Origin of the sequence: Cupriavidus cauae (assembly GCF_008632125.1) — a bacterium.
GTDB classification, from domain to species: Bacteria; Pseudomonadota; Gammaproteobacteria; order Burkholderiales; family Burkholderiaceae; genus Cupriavidus; species Cupriavidus cauae.
Genome location: NZ_VWRN01000054.1, coordinates 24,266 through 42,908, shown reverse-complemented (window position 1 = coordinate 42,908; position 18,643 = coordinate 24,266). Strand labels below are relative to the sequence as shown.

At 67.7% G+C, this 18,643-nt stretch carries 20 protein-coding genes and 2 tRNA genes; 9 read left to right on the top strand and 13 right to left on the bottom strand.

Annotation, left to right across the window (positions count from 1 at the left end):
* The first annotated feature begins 196 nt into the window (after window positions 1-196).
* Window positions 197-1,024: a class I SAM-dependent methyltransferase gene (locus tag F1599_RS21965; RefSeq protein WP_149317971.1), complete on the top strand. Its 828-nt coding sequence runs from the start codon at window positions 197-199 to the stop codon at window positions 1,022-1,024.
* 101 nt (window positions 1,025-1,125) lie between these two features.
* On the opposite strand, the gene F1599_RS21960 is transcribed toward F1599_RS21965, so the two are convergent.
* The 4 genes from F1599_RS21960 to F1599_RS26005 form a co-directional block, all read right to left on the bottom strand.
* A complete protein-coding gene (locus F1599_RS21960) occupies window positions 1,126-1,686 on the bottom strand; it encodes a DUF1415 domain-containing protein (protein WP_150084576.1) in 561 nt (186 codons plus the stop codon).
* Between the two features lie 3 nt (window positions 1,687-1,689).
* The gene (locus F1599_RS21955; protein WP_149317969.1) at window positions 1,690-3,318 is read right to left on the bottom strand and encodes an NAD(P)/FAD-dependent oxidoreductase; all 1,629 of its coding nucleotides are present in this window, start codon (window positions 3,316-3,318) and stop codon (window positions 1,690-1,692) included.
* Between the two features lie 117 nt (window positions 3,319-3,435).
* Window positions 3,436-4,416 (bottom strand): threo-3-hydroxy-L-aspartate ammonia-lyase, encoded by a 981-nt coding sequence (locus F1599_RS21950; protein ID WP_149317968.1) that lies wholly within the window; start codon window positions 4,414-4,416, stop codon window positions 3,436-3,438.
* 62 nt (window positions 4,417-4,478) lie between these two features.
* Window positions 4,479-4,823 (bottom strand): hypothetical protein, encoded by a 345-nt coding sequence (locus F1599_RS26005; protein WP_190286429.1) that lies wholly within the window; start codon window positions 4,821-4,823, stop codon window positions 4,479-4,481.
* Between the two features lie 295 nt (window positions 4,824-5,118).
* Here F1599_RS26005 and F1599_RS21940 point away from each other — a divergent pair, with 295 nt between their 5' ends.
* Window positions 5,119-6,579 carry an aminotransferase-like domain-containing protein gene (locus F1599_RS21940; protein WP_150084572.1) on the top strand — a complete coding sequence of 487 codons (1,461 nt, stop codon included), beginning with the start codon at window positions 5,119-5,121 and terminating at the stop codon, window positions 6,577-6,579.
* Window positions 6,580-6,693: 114 nt separating this feature from the next.
* Here F1599_RS21940 and lpxO read toward each other — a convergent pair whose 3' ends face one another.
* Together lpxO and F1599_RS21930 are read right to left on the bottom strand one after the other, a co-directional pair.
* The gene (lpxO, locus tag F1599_RS21935; protein ID WP_149317965.1) at window positions 6,694-7,596 is read right to left on the bottom strand and encodes a lipid A hydroxylase LpxO; all 903 of its coding nucleotides are present in this window, start codon (window positions 7,594-7,596) and stop codon (window positions 6,694-6,696) included.
* A gap of 118 nt (window positions 7,597-7,714) precedes the next feature.
* On the bottom strand, window positions 7,715-8,026 hold the full coding sequence (locus tag F1599_RS21930; protein ID WP_149317964.1) for a hypothetical protein: 312 nt from the start codon (window positions 8,024-8,026) through the stop codon (window positions 7,715-7,717).
* A 285-nt stretch (window positions 8,027-8,311) separates the two neighbouring features.
* Here F1599_RS21930 and F1599_RS21925 point away from each other — a divergent pair, with 285 nt between their 5' ends.
* Both F1599_RS21925 and F1599_RS21920 read left to right on the top strand, forming a co-directional pair.
* Window positions 8,312-8,611, top strand: a complete 300-nt coding sequence (locus tag F1599_RS21925; RefSeq protein ID WP_149317963.1) for a hypothetical protein — start codon at window positions 8,312-8,314, stop codon at window positions 8,609-8,611.
* A gap of 132 nt (window positions 8,612-8,743) precedes the next feature.
* Window positions 8,744-9,034 (top strand): hypothetical protein, encoded by a 291-nt coding sequence (locus tag F1599_RS21920; protein WP_149317962.1) that lies wholly within the window; start codon window positions 8,744-8,746, stop codon window positions 9,032-9,034.
* Between the two features lie 341 nt (window positions 9,035-9,375).
* Here F1599_RS21920 and F1599_RS21910 read toward each other — a convergent pair.
* The 3 genes from F1599_RS21910 to F1599_RS21900 all read right to left on the bottom strand — a co-directional run bounded on the left by F1599_RS21910 (window position 9,376) and on the right by F1599_RS21900 (window position 10,303).
* Window positions 9,376-9,452: transfer RNA gene (locus F1599_RS21910), tRNA-Met, on the bottom strand.
* Window positions 9,453-9,667: 215 nt separating this feature from the next.
* On the bottom strand, window positions 9,668-9,928 hold the full coding sequence (locus F1599_RS21905; RefSeq protein WP_150084568.1) for a hypothetical protein: 261 nt from the start codon (window positions 9,926-9,928) through the stop codon (window positions 9,668-9,670).
* A gap of 298 nt (window positions 9,929-10,226) precedes the next feature.
* Window positions 10,227-10,303, bottom strand: a tRNA-Arg gene (locus tag F1599_RS21900).
* Window positions 10,304-10,426: 123 nt separating this feature from the next.
* Between F1599_RS21900 and greB the strand changes: the two genes are divergently transcribed.
* Window positions 10,427-10,993, top strand: a complete 567-nt coding sequence (gene greB, locus F1599_RS21895) for a transcription elongation factor GreB (RefSeq protein WP_187829164.1) — start codon at window positions 10,427-10,429, stop codon at window positions 10,991-10,993.
* A 38-nt stretch (window positions 10,994-11,031) separates the two neighbouring features.
* Here greB and F1599_RS21890 read toward each other — a convergent pair whose 3' ends face one another.
* On the bottom strand, window positions 11,032-13,440 hold the full coding sequence (locus F1599_RS21890; protein ID WP_149317959.1) for a RelA/SpoT family protein: 2,409 nt from the start codon (window positions 13,438-13,440) through the stop codon (window positions 11,032-11,034).
* On the opposite strand from F1599_RS21890, the gene F1599_RS21885 reads away from it, so the two are divergent.
* A complete protein-coding gene (locus F1599_RS21885; RefSeq protein WP_149317958.1) occupies window positions 13,439-13,639 on the top strand; it encodes a hypothetical protein in 201 nt (66 codons plus the stop codon). The genes F1599_RS21890 and F1599_RS21885 overlap by 2 nt on opposite strands.
* Before the next feature lie 23 nt (window positions 13,640-13,662).
* Here F1599_RS21885 and rpoZ read toward each other — a convergent pair whose 3' ends face one another.
* From rpoZ to F1599_RS21870, 3 genes are all read right to left on the bottom strand, one after another.
* Complete coding sequence (gene rpoZ / locus F1599_RS21880) at window positions 13,663-13,866, bottom strand: DNA-directed RNA polymerase subunit omega (RefSeq protein ID WP_006578656.1); 204 nt, start codon at window positions 13,864-13,866, stop codon at window positions 13,663-13,665.
* A gap of 80 nt (window positions 13,867-13,946) precedes the next feature.
* Window positions 13,947-14,543, bottom strand: coding sequence for a guanylate kinase (gmk, locus tag F1599_RS21875; RefSeq protein WP_187829170.1), 597 nt, complete (start codon window positions 14,541-14,543; stop codon window positions 13,947-13,949).
* Window positions 14,544-14,698: 155 nt separating this feature from the next.
* Complete coding sequence (locus tag F1599_RS21870) at window positions 14,699-15,634, bottom strand: YicC/YloC family endoribonuclease (RefSeq protein WP_149317957.1); 936 nt, start codon at window positions 15,632-15,634, stop codon at window positions 14,699-14,701.
* Window positions 15,635-15,986: 352 nt separating this feature from the next.
* Between F1599_RS21870 and rph the strand changes: the two genes are divergently transcribed.
* From rph to hemW, 3 genes are read left to right on the top strand one after another with little or no spacing between them, the layout of a single operon-like run.
* The gene (gene rph / locus F1599_RS21865) at window positions 15,987-16,706 is read left to right on the top strand and encodes a ribonuclease PH (RefSeq protein ID WP_149317956.1); all 720 of its coding nucleotides are present in this window, start codon (window positions 15,987-15,989) and stop codon (window positions 16,704-16,706) included.
* Entirely contained in the window at window positions 16,703-17,392 is a 690-nt protein-coding gene (gene rdgB, locus F1599_RS21860) for an RdgB/HAM1 family non-canonical purine NTP pyrophosphatase (RefSeq protein WP_223819812.1), read from the top strand. The genes rph and rdgB overlap by 4 nt, the downstream gene beginning before the upstream one ends.
* The gene (gene hemW, locus F1599_RS21855) at window positions 17,389-18,642 is read left to right on the top strand and encodes a radical SAM family heme chaperone HemW (protein WP_150084566.1); all 1,254 of its coding nucleotides are present in this window, start codon (window positions 17,389-17,391) and stop codon (window positions 18,640-18,642) included. Before rdgB ends, hemW begins: the two co-directional genes overlap by 4 nt.
* The last annotated feature ends 1 nt before the right edge of the window (window position 18,643 follow it).

Below are 18,643 nucleotides of genomic sequence, written 5' to 3'. Positions count from 1 at the left end.
GCCTTTGATTTATCGTTGTTGTCGGGGCGGCACCCGAGTCGGCATGCCGCCTGTCCGTCACCTACGGCGGATTTCGGCAAAACTTTAGGAAAATTTTTTCGGGACGCCTTCCGGTAAACTGTCGCCCTGCCCGCCCGGGCCCTCGCCGCTCCCCAGACGCGGCGCTTCAGGACCCGGGCCAACCCCGCCGTATCCCATGTCGAACACCCACGAAATCCGTCCCGGCCAGTCGATCGAGCTGCTCAAGGAACTTCATATCCTGACCCGCGACGGCAAGATGAACCAGGACAGCCGCCGCAAGCTGAAGCAGGTCTACCACCTCTATCAGTTCATCGAGCCGCTGCTGCAGGACCTCAAGCGCGACCATGCCGACCTGACGCTGGTCGACCATGGCGCCGGCAAGTCGTATCTCGGCTTCATCCTCTACGATCTGTTTTTCAAGACGCAGCAGGACCGCTCGCATATCTACGGCATCGAGACCCGCGAGGAACTGGTGCGCTCGTCCACCGCGCTCGCCGAGCGGCTCGGTTTTCCGGGCATGTCGTTCCTGAACCTGTCGGTGGCGGAGTCGATCACCTCGGAGCGGCTGCCCGCCACGGTCGACATGGTCACGGCGCTGCATGCCTGCAATACCGCGACCGACGACGCGATCCGCTTCGCGCTGACCAAGCGCGCCAAATACATCGTGGTGGTGCCCTGCTGCCAGGCCGAGGTCGCCGCCGTGCTGCGCAGGAACAAGTCGAAGACGCTGGGCAATCCGCTGACCGAGATCTGGCGCCATCCGCTGCATACGCGCGAATTCGGCAGCCAGGTCACCAACGTGCTGCGCTGCCTCCAGCTGGAAGCGCACGGCTATCAGGTCACGGTGACCGAGCTGGTCGGGTGGGAACACTCGATGAAGAACGAGCTGATCGTCGCCCAGTACAAGGACCTGCCGCGCCGGCGGCCCGCCGAGCGGCTGGCCCACGTCCTCGAAACGCTGGGGCTGGAGGAAATGCGCGAGCGGTTCTTCACGCCCGCCTGAGATTCACCGGGGCGCGCTCACCCGCATGTGGGATCTGGGCATCGCGCCTACTGTGTCGCAGTTGTTGCGTCACACATTGCGCCGCACCTGCCGCGTCGCACCTACTGCGGTTCGTCGCCCGCCATCCAGCGCCGCCAGCCTTCGTGGCCGAGCCGGCGCATGGTTTCCTCGTTGCGCTCGTAGATGTCCGCCGCGTCGGGAAAGGCTTCGACTGCGCGCGCGATGCTGTCTTCGCGCAGCAGATGCAGGATCGGATACGGCGCGCGGTTGGTGTAGTTCTCGATATCGTCGGCGTCGGTGCCGGCGAACTGGTATTGCGGGTGGAAGCTGGCGATCTGCAGCACGCCGGCCAGCCCGAGGCTGTCAAGCAGGCGTTCGGCCAGATAGAGGAAATCGTTGTAGTCCGCAAAGTCCGCCAGCATCCGGGGGACGACCAGCAGCGTGGTATCGATGCGCGCGGGATCGGCCTGCGCCAGCCCCTTCAGTTCGGCCTCCAGCGTGTCGAGCAGCGCCTCGGCATCGGCCGCCTCGCAGACCACGTAGCGGATCTGTTCCTTGACGTGGACGCTCTTGGCGAACGGGCACAGATTGAGCCCGATCACCGCGCGCGTCAGCCAGTGGCGCGTGGCGTCGAGGATCGCCTGCTGCTCCGACGGCGACATGGCTCAGGCCGCCTTGCCGACCCGGCTGACGATATCGAGCGCGACCGCCTCGGCGACCTCGATGCCGTCGATCGCCGCGGAATAGATGCCGCCCGCGTAGCCCGCGCCTTCGCCGGCCGGATAAAGGCCTGCGACATTGACACTCTGGTAGTCGTCCTTGCGGCGGATCCGCAGCGGCGACGAGGTCCGCGTTTCGACGCCGGTCAGCACGGCGTCGTCCATCGCGAAGCCGGGCACCTGGCGCTCGAAGGCCGGCAGCGCCTCGCGAATCGCCTCGATCACGTAGTCGGGCAGCGCGGTGCTCAGATCGGTCGGCGTCACACCCGGCTTGTACGACGGCTCGACCGTGCCGAGCGCGGTCGACGGCCGCCGCGCCAGGAAGTCACCCACCAGCTGGCCCGGCGCGCAGTAGTTGCGCCCGCCCAGTTCGAAGGCGCGTTCCTCCCAATGGCGCTGGAAATCGATCCCGGCCAGCGGTCCGCCCGGATAGTCGTCGGGCGTGATGCCGACGACGATGCCGGCATTGGCATTGCGCTCGGCGCGCTTGTACTGGCTCATGCCGTTGGTCACCACACGCCCCGGCTCGGAAGCGGCCGCCACCACGGTGCCGCCCGGGCACATGCAGAAGCTGTACACCGAACGGCCGTTGCTGCAGTGGTGGACGATCTTGTAGTCGGCCGCGCCCAGCAGCTTGTTGCCGGCGAACTTGCCGAAGCGGCTGCGGTTGATCATGCCCTGCGGATGTTCGATGCGGAAACCCAGCGAGAACGGCTTGGCCTCCATGAACACGCCGCGGCGGTACAGCATCTCGAAGGTGTCGCGCGCGCTGTGGCCCACCGCCAGCACGACCTGCTCGCACGGCAGATAGTCGCCATTGGACAGCTGCAGTCCGCGCACGCGGCCGCCATCGATGTCGATGTCGTCGACGCGCGTGCCGAAGCGGATCTCGCCGCCGAGCGCGAAGATCTCGGCGCGGATGTTCTCCACCATCTTGACCAGCCGGAACGTGCCGATGTGCGGCCGCGCCTTGAACAGGATGTCCTCCGGCGCGCCGGCCTTGACGAACTCGTGCAGCACCTTGCGGCCGTAGTGCTTCGGGTCCTTGATCTGGCTGTAGAGCTTGCCGTCCGAGAAGGTGCCGGCGCCGCCCTCGCCGAACTGCACGTTGGACTCGGGATTGAGCACGCTCTTGCGCCACAGCCCGAAGGTGTCGCGGGTGCGCTCGCGCACCTCCTTTCCGCGCTCCAGGATGATCGGGCGGAAGCCCATCTGCGCGAGGATCAGCCCGGCCAGCAGACCGCACGGGCCCATGCCGATCACCACCGGACGCGGCGTCGCCGCATGCTGCGGCGCCTGCGCGACGAAGCGGTACGTCATGTCCGGCGTCACGCTCCAGTTCGGCTTGCCGGCCATGCGCTTGCGCGCCGCCTCCTCGTCCTTTACCTCGATATCGACGATGTAGGTCAGCTTGATATCGGAACGCTTGCGCGCGTCGTGCGCGCGGCGGAACACGGTGAAAGACACCATGCCGTCGCCCTTGACCCCGATCTCGATCAGCCGCGCACGGACGGCGGCCTCCAGGTCACTTTCTGAATGGTCGAGGGGGAGCTTGAGTTCACTGAGGCGTAGCATGGGGGGGCAATGTATTCGGCGGCCGAACGGCGGGTCCGATGGCCGGACCGCAATTCTAAAGCCTTTCGGCCGCGGCGGCCCCTTGCGGCGGCCGCCGCGCCCCGCCCCGGAAGATCGTCAGTCCTGCGCCGGCACCTGCCCCAGCAGCGCGGCGTAGCGCGCCATGTCGACATTGCCGCCGGACAGGATGATGCCGACCCGCTTGCCGGCGATCGGCGCCTTGCCCGCGAAGGCCGCGGCGGCGCCGAGGCAGCCGGTGGGCTCGACCACCAGCTTCATGCGGCCGGCAAAGAAGCGCATCGCCTCCACCAGCTGGGCATCGCTGACCGTGACGATGTCGTCGACCAGCTGCTGCAGCACCGGGAAGGTGTAGTGGCCCAGATGCTGGGTCTGCGCGCCGTCCGCGATGGTGTCCGGCGTGCGGATCTCGACGATGCGTCCGGCGCGCAGGCTCTGCTGGCCGTCGTTGCCGGCTTCCGGCTCGACGCCGATGATCTTGCAGCCGGGATGCATGGCCCGCGCGGCCACTGCGCTGCCCGACAGCAGCCCGCCGCCGCCCAGCGGCACCAGCAGCACGTCGAGCGGGCCGGCCTGCTCGAACAATTCCTTGGCGGCGGTGCCCTGCCCGGCCATCACGTGCGGATGGTCGAACGGCGGGATCAGCGTCAGCCCCTGCTCGCGGGCCAGCCGTTGGCTGATTTCCTGGCGGTCCTCGGTATAGCGGTCGTACAGCACGACCTCGCCGCCATAGCCGCGCGTCGCGGCGATCTTGGCCGCGGGCGCGTCCTTGGGCATCACGATCACCGCGCGGGTGCCGAACAGCCGCGCCGACAGCGCGATCGCCTGCGCGTGGTTGCCCGAAGAAAACGCCGCGACACCGGCGGCGCGCTGCTCGGGGGACAGCTGCGCGATCGCGTTGTAGCCGCCGCGAAACTTGAAGGCGCCCATGCGCTGCAGGTTCTCGCACTTGAAGAACAGCCGCGCGCCGGTCTGCGCGTCGGCGGTGGCCGAAGTCAGCACCGGCGTATGGTGCGCGACGCCACTGATGCGGCGATGCGCCTCCACGACATCGGTGAACGAGATGGCCAATTGCGTCATGGGACAGCACTCCTTGCAGGGAAAGACGTACGAACTTCGAAGGGAAAGGTGTCGGCTCGGCTTCAATGCGCGAGGCGCCGGCGGCGCCAGCCGGAAAGTATGCGCGCGATACGGGTCCGCGAGAATACCCGGGCACGCTGGCGCAGCCGCACCGCGGTATCGCGCCGCGCTCGCAGGGTGAACCACCCGGAGCGGGACAGCGCGACCACGCTGCCCGGCGGCAGCGGCCGCCGCGGCCAGTGCAGCGTCTCGGCCAGCAGCAGCGGCGGCTCGATCAGTTCCACGTCGCCATCCGTGACATGCAGCTCGGTGCCGGCTTTGGCATGGAAGGCGAACGATTGCCCGGCGCGCAGCGTCAGCGCGCGGTGCAGGTAGACGGGATGGGGCAGCAGGGAGAGGATGGACATGATGGCCTCGGCAGGTTCGGCTGCGTCTGCGTGTCACCGACACAGCGGTAAAGACCGGCCGGTATCGGGAGTACCGCGATCAGTGGCGCGATCAGTGGCGCGATCAGTGGCGCGGTCAGTGCCGCAAGTCAGTGCAGCAATCGAATGAACGCAGCGTACCGGCCGCCGTCGCGGCGCGGCAGGCACACCGCACCGGAACGGACAGCAGAACAGAGCCCCATCCTTCGCTCTGTTACGATACGGCCGAAACTTTTCTGTATCTGTTGCGCATCGGCCGGATGCGCCACCATGCCGCATGGACTCCGCCCCGCTGTACCGCCAACTCGCCGGCCACTATCGGCAAGCCATCGCCGCGGGCACGCTGCTGCCGGGCGAGCGGATGCCCTCGATACGGGCCCTGATGGAGCGCCACGGCGTCAGCCTGTCGACCGCGCTGCAGGCGTGCCGGGAGATGGAGGCGCAAGGGCTGCTCGAAGCGCGTCCGCGCTCCGGCTACTTCGTGCGGCCGCCGGCGCCGCAGGGCACGCCGATCGCCGAACCCTCGGCCTCGCTGCCCGATCCCGCGCAGTACGTCGGCATCCACGCCCGTATCTCGGCCATCATCGCGCGCGGCCGTCGGTATCCCGACGCGGTCAATCTGGCCGGCGCCTGCGCGCCGCCCGAGCTCTATCCGGTCGAAGCGTTGCGCCAGGCAGCCGGCCGTGCGCTGCGCCGCCATCCCAATCTGCTGGGCAGCGCGGTCGAGCCCGACGGGCATCCGGCACTGCGCGCCGCGCTGGCGCGCCAGGCACTTCAGGCCCGCATGACGCTGGCCCCCGAGCAGATCGCCATCACGCACGGCTGCACCGAGGCGCTGAACCTGGCCTTGCGCGCGGTCGCCGGCCCGGGCGATGTCATTGCGGTCGAATCGCCGACCTATTACGGGCTGCTGCAGATCCTCGAAAGTCAGGGCATGCGCGCGCTCGAAGTCCCGTGCAGTCCGCAGACCGGCCTGTCGCTCGAAGCGCTGGAGCTGGCGGCGCAGACCTACGACAACATTCGGGCGGTGGTGGTGGTGCCGAACCTGCAGAATCCGCAGGGCAGCATCATGCCGGACGCGAACAAGGCCCGGCTGGTGCAATGGTGCGAGGCGCGCGGCATCGCGCTGATCGAGGATGACTGCTTCTCCACGCTGGCCGACGACGATGCGCCGCTGGCCGCCGCCAAGGCGTGGGACCGCAGCGGCAACGTGATCTACTGCGCGTCGCTGCACAAGAATCTGGCGCCCGGCATGCGGCTGGGCTGGATTGCCGCCGGCAAATGGCAGGCTCGGGTCGAGATGCTGAAGTTCAGCCAGTCGCGGCCAAATGAGCTGCTGTCGCAGATCGCCGTGGCCGAACTGATGGCATCGGGCGATGTCGACCGGCACCTGCGGCGCCTGCGCGCGCGGCTGCGCCATCAGCGGCATTGGGCCGCCGAGACGATCGCGGCCCTGTTTCCGGCCGGCACGCGGCTGTCGGCGCCGCAGGGCGGCATGCATCTATGGGTGGAATTGCCGGACCGGCTGTCGTCGGAGGCGGTGTTCGAGCAGGCGCTCGAGGCCGGCGTGCGGGTGATGCCCGGCGTGGTCTTTTCCAACTCGAGCCGCTTCGACCATTGCCTGCGGATCAATATCGGCGCGCCCCGCTCGACTGCACTGGAACAGGCGTATCGGAAGCTGGCCGGCGTGGTGGCCCGGGTGGTGGCGCAGGGGGTGGCGCGACCGGAGCCGCGCTAGCGGGAGGGGTGGAACGCGGTGCCGGGGGCACCGCGTCCGTGCAGTCCTTGCAGCGATTGCTTGCAGACCTGTTGCAGGGCTGTTCCAGGCTTTAAGGCCTGCAAGCCTGCCGGCTTACAGGAACACGATCAGCGCAACACCGGCGGCGATCAGGCCGAACTTGACCACGTAATAGACCTGGCGGTTCCACGCCTTCAGGCGACGGCGATACTGCCCGCCCAGCCAGACGATGCGGAACAGCTTGTTGATCATGCCGGTCTGGTCGTTCTCGTCGTTCGGCGAACTGGCCGCGCTCATGACCTTGCGGCCCAGCCAGCGGTTGACCTTGCCGGCCCAGCCATAGCGCATCGGCCGCTCGATGTCGCAGAACAGGATCAGCCGGTTCTGGTCGCTGCGGTTCTCGGCCCAGTGCAGATAGGTCTCGTCGAACACCACGCCCTGCCCATCGCGCCAGCTGTGCCGCTCGCCGTCGACCTCGATGAAGCAGCGATCGTCGTTCGGCGTCGCCAGGCCCAGGTGGTAGCGCAGCGAACCGGCAAAGGGATCGCGGTGGGGATTGAGCTTGCCGCCCGGCGGCAGCTCGGCGAACATCGCGGCCTTGACGAACGGCAACTCACGCAGCAGCGCGACCGTGCGCGGGCACAGTTGCTCGGCCGACGGGTGATGCGCCTCGTACCACTTCAGGTAGAAGCGCTTCCAGCCGTATTTGAAGAAGGAATTGAAGCCGGCGTCGTCGTTCTTCTCGGCGGCCTTGATCTTGCGCATCGCGGCCAGCGCCAGCCCCTCGTCGCGGATCTCGGGCCAGGCGGCGCGCAGCTTCTCCAGCTCCGGGAAGCGCTCCACCGGGATGTACGGCGTGCGTGGGACGCCCGAGAAGGCGTACATGAAGCAATTGACCGGCGCCACCAGCGCCGAATGATCCAGCAGCTGCCGCCAGATACGCAGGCGCACCTTGCCGCGGAAATGCACATACAGAATCGCGCCGAGATAGGCCGCGACAATGATCCACTTGACCACCTCGAACTCTCCCTGAACTGCCTCGTGGCTGCCTGCCGCCGTGCGGGCGAAGGCACACGATGAGGTATGAAGGACCGTAGTTTACCTAAACGGCAGGCCCGGCGCAGGAGAGGCGAAATCAGCGGTTGCCGCGGGACTGCCGGGCGATGCGCTCGATCAGCGCGCGGGCATCGTCGGGCGCGCCCTGCAGGGTCAGCAGGCGCGCGTTCAGCACCATGTTCTCGAGGACCAGCTTGGCGGTCGACGCCCACATCGTGGCCAGCACCGCGTCGACCGGCATGCCGGCCGCTTCCATCGCCTGCGAGCGCTCGGCCACCAGGCGGCAGACCAGGGAGCGCAGCGCGCCGTCGTCGAACGGCAGATTGGCATAGTCGATCGGATCTTCCTTCTCGACCTCCACCATCAGTTGCATCAGCATGTCCTCGGTCATCGGCAGCTCCTTGCGGGGATGATGAGGGTCGCCCTTCGGGGACCCGGCGGCGACGGCCGGGGGCGCGCCGCCCATGCGACCGAAGCTAAGGCAAACGGCGCCGGGCTGTCAATTCCGCGGCGGGCCGCAGGGGGGACGGCGCCGTTCGCATCGGGCATCGCCTGGCGCCACGAATCGATCCTGGCCGGCGATAGAAAAGCGCCCGACATTCGGGCTGAACGAAGCGCGAGCGCCACAGTCAGACACGTGGTTCTCATTCTCATTTCCAACGGAGACGTACAGACAATGACAAAGCGTTTGTTGTCCGCCATGCGGCAGTACGCATGGTTCCAGGGAGTCAAGCACCACGTCGTCCAGGGCGTCGAGGCGCTGGCCGAACTGCTGAAGTCGCCGTCGGTGGCCGCGCGCGCGGTGGCCGCGATCATCGCCGAGACCGAGCACGGCGTGCAGGTGTGGGTGTCGTACTTCGGCAAGCCGCTCGACCCGCATACCAATTACGTGCTGTGGCCCACCCGCGCGCTGAAGGCCGCGCGCCCGCGCATCGCGCTGCCGGGTTTTCCGGCGCGCGACCGCCCCGAGGGTTGACGACGCGCAATGACCTCCGGACCGTCCCTCGGACAGGCGCGCTGTAGGCGACGTCCCGACAGCAGCCTGCCGGGGGGCGCCACTAGAATGGACATCACACCGCCAACCCACAGCACGGAGGCCGAGATGGACATGCCCGAACCGGTACACGACGAAGCGCTGGTCAACCTTTACCTCGAGCGCATCTCGGCGCTGTCGGTCAGCGCGTTCGACGGCGCCGATGTCGGTGAGGAACTGCAGCAGTTGATGACCGAGGCGGTCAGCGAATGCGACGCCAGCAAGACCGCGCCGGTCGGCAACAACCTGCAGGTGCTGGTCGCTCGGCTGCGCGAGCGCGCCGAAGCCGCTGAGCGCGAAGATCAGCCGGCGATACGCGAGACCTTCGAGCAGGCGCTGGCGCTGGCGGGCGGTTCCGCGGGGTAGGCGCGGAACACGGGCACGGCAAGGCGCCAGCGGAGCGGAAACGGTGATATCCGAGTTTGCCGGGATATCGGAAGACGGGCGCGGAAGACGGTACTGCGCGGAAGGCGGTACTGCGGAGAGGGGATGATTGCGGGAGTACTGGGGGTACTGGGGGTACTGGGGGTACTGGGGGTACTGGGGGTACTGGGGGTACTGGGGGTACTGGGGGTACTGGGGGTACTGGGGGTACTGGGGGTACTGCGTGAGAGATACTGCGTGCCGCTGAGATGTCCGCACGGTACCTGGTTCAAGGACCGGGGATCGTGCGTTTTGCCGTGAATCACGGCGACATCTCGGGAATTTGGTTGCGGGGGCAGGATTTGAACCTGCGACCTTCGGGTTATGAGCCCGACGAGCTGCCAGACTGCTCCACCCCGCGTCTGGAAGAACAACATTATGCAGCAATCGCGCCGCCATTGCAAGCATTATTGTCGGCGTCAATCTCGGGCGCCAAGCGCCAATCCATCACAACGTGACATGATCGGCGGCATCGCCCGCGCCGCGACTACCACGACCACGACCACGACCACGACCACGACCACAACCACGATCACGATCACACTGCGACCGTGACCGTGACTGCGACTGCCAGCTTCAGGACTCCGGCCCAAGAATACGATCCACGCGCGCATAGCCCGCGCTGAACGCCGCGACCTCCGCGGCATGGCGGGTCGCAAAGACCTGGTCGCCGCTGGAGATCATCTCGACATCGCCGGCATCGCTGGGGTCGCCTCCTTCCTGGCCGATGCGGACCTCGTAGGCCCAGCCCGGCGACCCTCCGCCCGGTCGCTCGGACACCAGCACATAGACGTCCATGCCGCGATAGTCCTCGACACGCCAGTCGTCGTCATGCATCGCGCCTCCTGCATTGCTCGGGTACACAGGTTCAGGCTAGGCCGGCCATGCGGTGCGCGCAATGCGAGGGAGACTGACGTGGCTGTCGGAGAATGGCGGAGCCGAAGCACCAGGACAAGAAGCCAGAGCGCCAAGGTGCCGAGACGCCCGGCCGAAGGGCCAACGCCCAAGTGAAGGGCCAATGCCGAACCGAAGCATCTACGCTGAATCCAACATCGACATCGACATCGACATCGACACCCCAAAACAAAAACGGCTTGGAGAGAGAACTCTCCAAGCCGTTCGTACTGCATGTAGGTGGCGCGGCTGGCAGGATTCGAACCCACGACCCCTTGGTTCGTAGCCAAGTACTCTATCCAACTGAGCTACAGCCGCACGCGAGAAAGAGATTATATCGCGTTTTTTGTTTTTGGGAAGCCCCCTGCACCATCTTTTTCCGCGTCACCCTCGCCGGCCGCTGTTCCTATAATGTCTGCCCATCAAGAAGTGATCCGTACCATGAGCAAGGCTTTTGTCAAAGAACCGTCGGACGACGAAGACGACGACCTCCCGGAAGGCGCGACGCCGCTGCCGGCCGGCACCAAGAACTACATCACGGCGCAGGGCTACCAGCGGCTGCGCGACGAGCTGATGCACCTGATCGATGTCGAGCGCCCCGAGATCGTGCAGATCGTCTCGTGGGCCGCGTCGAACGGCGATCGTTCCGAGAACGGCGACTATCTCTATGGCAAGAAGCGCCTGCGCGAGATCGATCGCCGCATCCGCTTCCTGACCCGCCGGCTCGACAAGGCCGAGGTGGTCGACCCCTCGCTGCAGGGCGACAACGACCAGATCTTCTTCGGCGCGACGGTGACCTACGCCAACCAGTCCGGCGAGGAAAACACCATCACCATCGTCGGCATGGACGAGGTCGATCTGGACGCGCACCGGGTCAGCTGGATCTCGCCGATCGCCAAGGCGCTGATCAAGGCCCGCGAAGGCGATACCGTGCCGCTGCGCACGCCCAACGGCATCGAACAGATCGATATTCTGGAAGTCCGCTATCCGAAGCGCGGCGAGGCCTGAGGCCCGAAGCCTGGCGCCTCGCCGCTGCCGGCGGCGCGTCAGCCGTCGTTGCGGTCGCGGAAGATGCGGATGACGTCGGTGTTGCGGCGCAGGGCCCGCATCACGTTGGCCAGGTGCAGGCGGTCGTGGACCTGGATCACGAACTGCATGTAGGTCGCTTCCTGCCGCCCGTTGTCCTGGTGCTCCATCGCGACGTGCGCGACGTTGGCGTCGGCGGCGGTCAGGTCCGCGGCCACCCGCGCGACGATGCCCTTGACGTTGCGCACCAGCACCTTGATCGAGACATCGAAGGCGCGCGTGGTCTTGTTCGCCCACATGACCTCGATCCAGTGCTCCGGATCCTTGCTGTGCAGCCGCTTGGCGACCTTGCAATCCTGCACATGGATCTGCAGCCCTTCGCCCTTGCCGAGATACCCGACGATCGAGTCGCCGGGAATCGGCCGGCAGCACGCCGAGAAGATCATCGACATGCCCTCGTCGCCGGTGATCGGCACCGCGGGCGCGTCCTCGCTGGCGAAGGTCTGCACCGCCGCCATCAGCGCGGTATCGAAGTCGCCCGACAGCTCCTGCAGCAGGATCTCCATGCGCTTGGCGACCACCGCCGGCACGCGCCGTCCCAGCGCCAGGTCGGCGAAGATGTCGTCGCGCTGCTTGTTGCCGGTCCACTGGATCATCCGCTCCCACACCGGCTGCGGCACCGCCTTCAGGTCGATGCCGAGCTGGCGCGCGGCCTGCTCCAGCAGGCGCTCGCCGAGCTGGATCGCCTCGTCGAGCTTGGTGGTCTTCAGATAGTGGCGGATCGCCGCACGCGCCTTGCCGGTACGCACGAACGACAACCAGGCGGGATTGGGCTTCGAATACGGGGCGGTGATGACCTCGACGATATCGCCGCTCTTGAGCTCCGTGCGCAGCGGCAGCAGCTCGTTGTTGATCTTGACCGCGACGCACTGGTTGCCCAGGTCGCTGTGCACCGCATAGGCGAAGTCGAGCGCCGTGGCGCCGCGCGGCAGCGCGCGGATATGGCCCTTCGGCGTGAACACATAGACCGCGTCCGGGAACAGGTCGATCTTGACGTGCTCGAGGAATTCCTGCGAATCGCCGGTCTGGCTCTGGATATCGAGCAGCGACTGCAGCCACTGGTGCGCCTGCTGCTGGATGTCGTTGATCTGGTCGGCGTGGTGCTTGTACATCCAGTGCGCCGCGACGCCGGCCTCGGCGATCTGGTGCATCTCGCGCGTGCGGATCTGGAATTCGACCGGCGTGCCGAAGGGACCCACCAGCGTCGTATGCAGCGACTGGTAGCCGTTGATCTTCGGGATCGCGATGTAGTCCTTGAACTTGCCCGGCATCGGCTTGTACAGCCCATGCAGCGCGCCGAGCGCCATGTAGCAGTGCATCTGCGTCTCGACCACGACGCGAAAGCCGTACACGTCGAGCACCTGCGAGAACGACAGCTGCTTGTCGTGCATCTTGCGGTAGATGCTGTACAGCGTCTTCTCGCGGCCGGACAGCTCGGCGACGATGCCCGCGTTGGCCAGCGCGCTCTGCGCGGCCTCGAGGATGCGCGAGACCACCTCGCGCCGATTGCCGCGCGCGGCCCTGACGGCCTTCTCCAGCGTGGCGTAGCGGAACGGCGAGCCGACCTTGAACGACAGTTCCTGCAGCTCGCGATAGGTGCTGTTCAGGCCGAGCCGATGCGCGATCGGCGCATAGATCTCCATCGTTTCCAGCGCGATGCGCCGGCGCTTCTCCGGCGGCACGAAGTCCAGCGTCCGCATGTTGTGCGTGCGGTCCGCCAGCTTGACCAGGATCACGCGCACGTCGCGCGCCATCGCCAGCAGCATCTTGCGGAAGCTCTCCGCCTGCGCCTGCTCGCGGCTCTGGAATTCGAGCTTGTCCAGCTTGGTCAGGCCATCGACCAGTTCGGCGACCTTGGGACCGAACTTCTCGGCCAGCTCGCTCTTGGTGATGCCCTGGTCCTCGATCACGTCGTGCAGCAGCGCCGCCATGATCGATTGCGCATCGAGCTTCCACTCGGCGCACAGCTCGGCGACCGCCACCGGATGCGTGATGTACGGCTCGCCGCTCTGCCGGTACTGCCCGAGGTGGGCTTCGTCGGAAAACTGGAAGGCCTCCCGGACGAGGGCCTGGTCGGCCGGCTTCAGGTAATTGAGCTTCTCCATCAGGGCGGCGATGGAGATCACCTGCTGCCGCGGCGGCACCGCGGGCTGCGAGGTCGGCCCGAAGAAATGCCGGTACGTCTGCGCGAGGACCGCGTCGATGAAGAGGCTGTCGGCAGCCGGTGCGGCCGCCGCGGCCACCGCGACGCCGCTGTCGGCCTCGCGCGGCTGCGTGGCGGGGACGCTGGCGCCCCGGCTCTTGGCGGGTGCCATCGCCGGCGCTACGGCACGCTCGCCCACCACGTCGTCGCCCAGGGGATCGGGCATGTTGGGCGCGCCGGTGCGCGCCGCGGCGCGCGTCTCCCCCGTGCTGCCCGGTTTGGGCGACGATCGCGAGGAAGAGCGCGGCGACGAGGGCATGATGGCGGCCTGTGGTTCAGACGTGGGCAACGAGTGCGATCAGGGCAATCCGGTCGACCAGAGCGACGATCGGGCGGGATTCCAGAGGAGTTCGCAATGCCGTTGAAAGACCGGGCCGCCAGCCGTAAATCAGGTCGGCACCTTCTTCAGCATTTCGATGCCGACCTGGCCCGACGCGATCTCGCGCAGTGCCACCACGGTCGGCTTGTCCTTGGCCTCGACCTTCGGCGTGTGCCCCTGCACCAGCTGGCGCGCGCGGTAGGTCGCCGCGAGCGCGAGCTCGAAGCGGTTCGGGATGTGTTTCAGACAATCTTCGACGGTAATACGCGCCATATCAAATCTACCTTGAGACAGAACCTATGCGATGGCCGCCATTTTACCGCAGGTGGCCCGCGGCCCCGCGGCCTCGCGTTTCAGTGGATGCCGAGTTCGATGAACAGATCGGCGTGCCGGGCCTTCTGCGACGAGAAACGCAGGCGCGTGGCACGCACCACGCAGCGCAGCTTTTCCAGCGCTTCCTCGAACACGTCGTTGATGATCACGTAGTCGGCTTCGGAGGCATGCGCCATCTCGCTGCCGGCCGCCAGCAGGCGCCGCACGATCACGTTGGGCTCGTCCTGCCCGCGCTTGCGCAGGCGCTCCTCGAGCGCGGTCAGCGACGGCGGCAGGATGAAGACCTCGACCGCGTTGGAGAAGCGCTTGTGCACCTGCTGCGCGCCCTGCCAGTCGATCTCCAGCAGCACGTCGTGGCCATGCGCCATCTGCTGCTCGATCCAGACGCGCGAGGTCGCGTAGTAGTTGCCGTGGACCTCGGCCCATTCAAGGAACTCGCCGCGATCGCGCGCCTCGCGGAAGGCCTCGATCGTGGTGAAGTGGTACTCGCGTCCATCCTGCTCGCCCGGACGCGGCGGCCGCGTGGTGTGCGAGATCGACAGGCGGATCGACGGGTCCTGCGCCAGCAGCGCGTTGACCAGCGTGGACTTGCCCGCCCCCGACGGGGCCACCACCATGAACAGGTTGCCGGGGTAGACGGTGTCGATCGCAGTATGCGCTTGCGCCACCGGTTGCGCGGACGCCTGCGCGGACGATTGCGCCGGCGCGCTGGACTGCGCGTTGGGCGAAGACTGGGACGAAGGATGGGACTGAGTCGGGTCGCTCATGTTGGTCATTCGAGATTTTGAATCTGTTCGCGCATCTGCTCGATCAGCAGCTTGAGCTCCATCGAGGCATCGGCGAGCTCCTTGGCCGCGGCCTTCGAGCCCAGCGTGTTGGCCTCGCGGTTCAGCTCCTGCATCATGAAGTCGAGCCGCTTGCCGACCTGGCCGCCCTTGTCGAGGATATGCCGGGTCTCGTTCAGATGCGCCTCGAGCCGGGACAGCTCCTCGGCGATATCGATGCGGATGCCGTAGACGGTCGCCTCCTGGCGGATGCGCTCGCCGATCTCGTCGCGCGACATCGACGGCATGCCGTTCGGCGCGACCAGGTTGAAGGCCTCCTGCAGGCGCTCGGTCAGTTTTTCCTGGTGCTGCGCGATCAGGTCCGGCACCGCGGGCGCCAGGCGCTGCACGATCGCCAGCATCGCGTCGATGCGGTCCACCAGCGTGGCCTTGAGCGCATCGCCCTCGCGGCGGCGCGCTTCGAGCAGCTGCGCCAGCGCGTCCTTGGCGGCGCCGAGCACCGCTTCGCGCAGCGCGTCCTGCGACAGCTCGGGCTCGATCAGCACGCCGGGCCAGCGCAGGATCTCGCCCATGCGCAGCGTGCCGGCCTGGTCGAAGGTCTGCGCGACGGTGGCCTCGAGCTCGCGCAGCTGCGCCAGCAGGCCGGTATTGAGCGCCAGCGCCGCGCCGCCCGCGTCGGTGCGCTGCAGGTTGATGCGGCACTCGAGCTTGCCGCGCGACAACTTGGCCATCAGCATCTCGCGCAGGGCCGGCTCGAAGGCGCGGCATTCTTCCGGCGCGCGGAACAGCAGATCGAGGAAGCGCGAATTGACGGTGCGGAATTCGACCGACACGGCGGCGGTCCTGCCGCTGGGCGCGCCATGCGCGTCGGTCAGCGGTGCCTGGCGCGTCGCCAGGCCATATCCGGTCATGCTATGGATCATGGATTCGTCTCTTGAAGGGGCTGGCGGCGAGGACCGCACGGCGCGGCGATCGCGGCCGGCCCGGCAGGTGGGCTGACCAACACTGTAATGAACACTGTATTGTAAAGAACTTTGCCCCGCGGGCCCCGCGGGGGCCCGGTCCGGCTCATGCGGACCCATGGCGCAGCCACGCGGACCCATGCCAGGCCCATGCCAGGCCCATACCCGCCCATCGCGGGCTCCGTGGCCGGCTCCATCGCCGGACCCCAACCTGGCGTCCGACCGCCCGCGCGCCGCCCTCCCCGCCAGCGTCCCGCGCCGCCCGGCGTTAAAATCGCGCCTGTTCCCCGATTTCCCTTCCAAGAGAGCCTCCATGCGACCCAGTGGACGCGCGGCCGATGCGCTGCGCCCGATCACCCTGACCCGCCATTACACCCGGCACGCCGAAGGTGCGGTGCTGACCGCCTTCGGCGACACCAAGGTGCTGTGCACCGCCAGCGTGCTGGCCAAGGTGCCGCCCCACAAGAAGGGCAGCGGCGAAGGCTGGGTGACGGCCGAATACGGCATGCTGCCGCGCGCCACCCATACCCGCTCGGATCGCGAGGCCGCGCGCGGCAAGCAGTCGGGGCGCACGCAGGAGATCCAGCGCCTGATCGGCCGTGCGCTGCGCTCCGTGTTCGATCTGTCCAAGCTCGGCGAATACACGCTGCAGCTCGACTGCGACGTGCTGCAGGCCGATGGCGGCACCCGCACCGCCGCGATCACCGGCGCCTTCGTCGCCGCGCACGACGCCGTCTCGGTGATGCTGCGCGACGGCCTGATTACCGCAAGCCCGATCCGCGACTTCGTCGCCGCGGTATCGGTCGGCATGGTCGACGGCGTGCCGGTGCTCGACCTCGACTACGCCGAGGACAGCGCCTGCGACACCGACATGAACGTGGTGATGACGGGCAGCGGCGGCTTCGTCGAGGTCCAGGGCACCGCCGAGGGCGTACCGTTCTCGCGCGCGCAGCTCGACGCGATGACGCAGCTGGCCGAGCGCGGCATCGCCCAGCTGGTCACGATGCAGCGCCAGGCGCTGGATCTGGCATGACGGCGGACATGAACACGGGCATGACGACGGGCATCGCGATGCGCGCGCCGCAACGCCTGGTGCTGGCCTCGAACAACGCGGGCAAGCTGCGCGAGTTCGGCGCGCTGCTGGCACCGCTGGGCTTCGACGTGGTGCCGCAGCGAGAGCTGGGCATCCCCGAGGCCGAGGAACCGCACGTGACCTTCGTCGAGAACGCGCTGGCCAAGGCGCGCCATGCCAGCCGCCTGTCGGGCCTGCCGGCGCTGGCCGACGACTCCGGCATCAGCGTCGATGCGCTGGGCGGCGCGCCCGGCGTCTACTCGGCCCGCTACGCGCAGCTGGCCGGCAAGGAGAAGAGCGATGCCGCCAACAACGCGCATCTGATCGCCGAACTGGCGGGCCAGGCCAACCGCCGCGCCCACTACTACTGCGTGCTGGTGCTGGTGCGGCACGCCGACGATCCGTGCCCGATCATCGCGGAAGGCCGCTGGGACGGCGAGGTCGTCGACACCCCGCGCGGCGACGGCGGCTTCGGCTACGACCCGTACTTCCTGCTGCCGGCGCTGGGCAAGACCGCCGCCGAGCTGTCGGCCGAAGAGAAGAACCGCGTCAGCCATCGTGCGCTGGCATTGCAGGCGCTGTGCGAGCGGCTGCGCCGGGATGCGGCCGCCCCCACCGCCCCCACCGCCGCCCACGGCCAGCCATGATTCCGATCGTTCCCGTCCCGGCTTCCGGCGCCGCCGCGCCCGCCCCTGCTGCATCGGGCGGCGACAGCGTCGGCCTGTGGCTCAAGCCGGGGCAGATCTCGCTGCCGGCCTCGCCGCCGCTGTCGCTGTATGTGCATGTGCCCTGGTGCGTGCGCAAATGCCCGTACTGCGACTTCAATTCGCACGCGGCGCCCGACGGCAGCGAGATTCCCGAGGCCGCGTACCTGGACGCGCTGCGCGCGGACCTCGAGCAGTCGCTGCCGCTGGTTTGGGGACGCCCCGTGCATACGGTCTTCATCGGCGGCGGCACGCCGAGCCTGCTGTCGGCCGCCGGCATGGACCGTCTGCTGTCCGACATCCGCGCGCTGCTGCCGCTGGACGCCGATGCCGAGATCACGATGGAGGCCAACCCCGGCACCTTCGAGGCCGAACGCTTCGCCAGCTATCGCGCCAGCGGCATCAACCGGCTGTCGATCGGCATCCAGAGCTTCGACGACGAACACCTGCAGGCGCTGGGCCGCATCCACGGCGGCGCCGAGGCCCGGGCCGCGATCGACATCGCGCTGCGCCACTTCGACAACGTCAATCTGGACCTGATGTATGCGCTGCCCCAACAGACGCTGGCGCAGTGCCGGCAGGACGTCGAGACGGCGCTGTCGTACCGCACCTCGCACCTGTCGCTGTACCACCTGACGCTGGAGCCGAACACGCTGTTCGCGCGCTTTCCGCCGGCGCTGCCCGACGACGACACCGCCTACGAGATGCAGGACTGGATCGAGGCGCGCACCGCCGAGGCCGGGTATCGCCATTACGAGACCTCGGCCTATGCGCAGCCGCATCGCGAGGCGCGCCACAACCTGAACTACTGGCGGTTCGGCGACTACCTCGGCATCGGCGCGGGCGCGCACGGCAAGCTGTCGTTCCCGCATCGCGTGCTGCGCCAGATGCGCTACAAGCATCCGGCCACCTATATGGCGCAGGCGATGGCCGGCAACGCAGTACAGGAGGCGCGCGACGTCGATGCGACCGAGCTGCCGTTCGAGTTCATGCTGAACGCGCTGCGGCTGACCGACGGCGTGCCGGCGAGCCTGTTCCACGACCACACCGGCCTGCCGCTGCATGCGATCCGGCGCGAGCTGGCGCTGGCGACGGACAAGGGCCTGCTGGACCCGGACCCGACCGTGATCCGCCCGACCGAGCTGGGCCGGCGCTTCCTGAACGACCTGCAGGAGATCTTCCTGAAGTCGTGAG

Excerpts from the sequence above, each read along its gene's own strand:
- F1599_RS26005 (WP_190286429.1), bottom strand. The coding sequence starts at position 4,823 with ATGTCCATCCTCTCCCTGCTGCCCCATCCCGTCTACCTGCACCGCGCG.
- F1599_RS21890 (WP_149317959.1), bottom strand. The coding sequence starts at position 13,440 with ATGCCCGATCCCCTGGGCGACGACGTGGTGGGCGAGCGTGCCGTAGCG.
- hemW (WP_150084566.1), top strand. The coding sequence starts at position 17,389 with ATGATTCCGATCGTTCCCGTCCCGGCTTCCGGCGCCGCCGCGCCCGCC.
- F1599_RS21965 (WP_149317971.1), top strand. The coding sequence starts at position 197 with ATGTCGAACACCCACGAAATCCGTCCCGGCCAGTCGATCGAGCTGCTC.
- gmk (WP_187829170.1), bottom strand. The coding sequence starts at position 14,543 with ATGGTGGTGGCCCCGTCGGGGGCGGGCAAGTCCACGCTGGTCAACGCG.
- F1599_RS21885 (WP_149317958.1), top strand. The coding sequence starts at position 13,439 with ATGTTGGGCGCGCCGGTGCGCGCCGCGGCGCGCGTCTCCCCCGTGCTG.
- F1599_RS21920 (WP_149317962.1), top strand. The coding sequence starts at position 8,744 with ATGCCCGAACCGGTACACGACGAAGCGCTGGTCAACCTTTACCTCGAG.
- F1599_RS21950 (WP_149317968.1), bottom strand. The coding sequence starts at position 4,416 with ATGACGCAATTGGCCATCTCGTTCACCGATGTCGTGGAGGCGCATCGC.
- F1599_RS21955 (WP_149317969.1), bottom strand. The coding sequence starts at position 3,318 with ATGCTACGCCTCAGTGAACTCAAGCTCCCCCTCGACCATTCAGAAAGT.
- F1599_RS21925 (WP_149317963.1), top strand. The coding sequence starts at position 8,312 with ATGACAAAGCGTTTGTTGTCCGCCATGCGGCAGTACGCATGGTTCCAG.
- greB (WP_187829164.1), top strand. The coding sequence starts at position 10,427 with ATGAGCAAGGCTTTTGTCAAAGAACCGTCGGACGACGAAGACGACGAC.
- F1599_RS21930 (WP_149317964.1), bottom strand. The coding sequence starts at position 8,026 with ATGACCGAGGACATGCTGATGCAACTGATGGTGGAGGTCGAGAAGGAA.
- F1599_RS21870 (WP_149317957.1), bottom strand. The coding sequence starts at position 15,634 with ATGATCCATAGCATGACCGGATATGGCCTGGCGACGCGCCAGGCACCG.
- rph (WP_149317956.1), top strand. The coding sequence starts at position 15,987 with ATGCGACCCAGTGGACGCGCGGCCGATGCGCTGCGCCCGATCACCCTG.
- rpoZ (WP_006578656.1), bottom strand. The coding sequence starts at position 13,866 with ATGGCGCGTATTACCGTCGAAGATTGTCTGAAACACATCCCGAACCGC.
- F1599_RS21905 (WP_150084568.1), bottom strand. The coding sequence starts at position 9,928 with ATGCATGACGACGACTGGCGTGTCGAGGACTATCGCGGCATGGACGTC.
- F1599_RS21940 (WP_150084572.1), top strand. The coding sequence starts at position 5,119 with ATGGACTCCGCCCCGCTGTACCGCCAACTCGCCGGCCACTATCGGCAA.
- rdgB (WP_223819812.1), top strand. The coding sequence starts at position 16,703 with ATGACGGCGGACATGAACACGGGCATGACGACGGGCATCGCGATGCGC.
- F1599_RS21960 (WP_150084576.1), bottom strand. The coding sequence starts at position 1,686 with ATGTCGCCGTCGGAGCAGCAGGCGATCCTCGACGCCACGCGCCACTGG.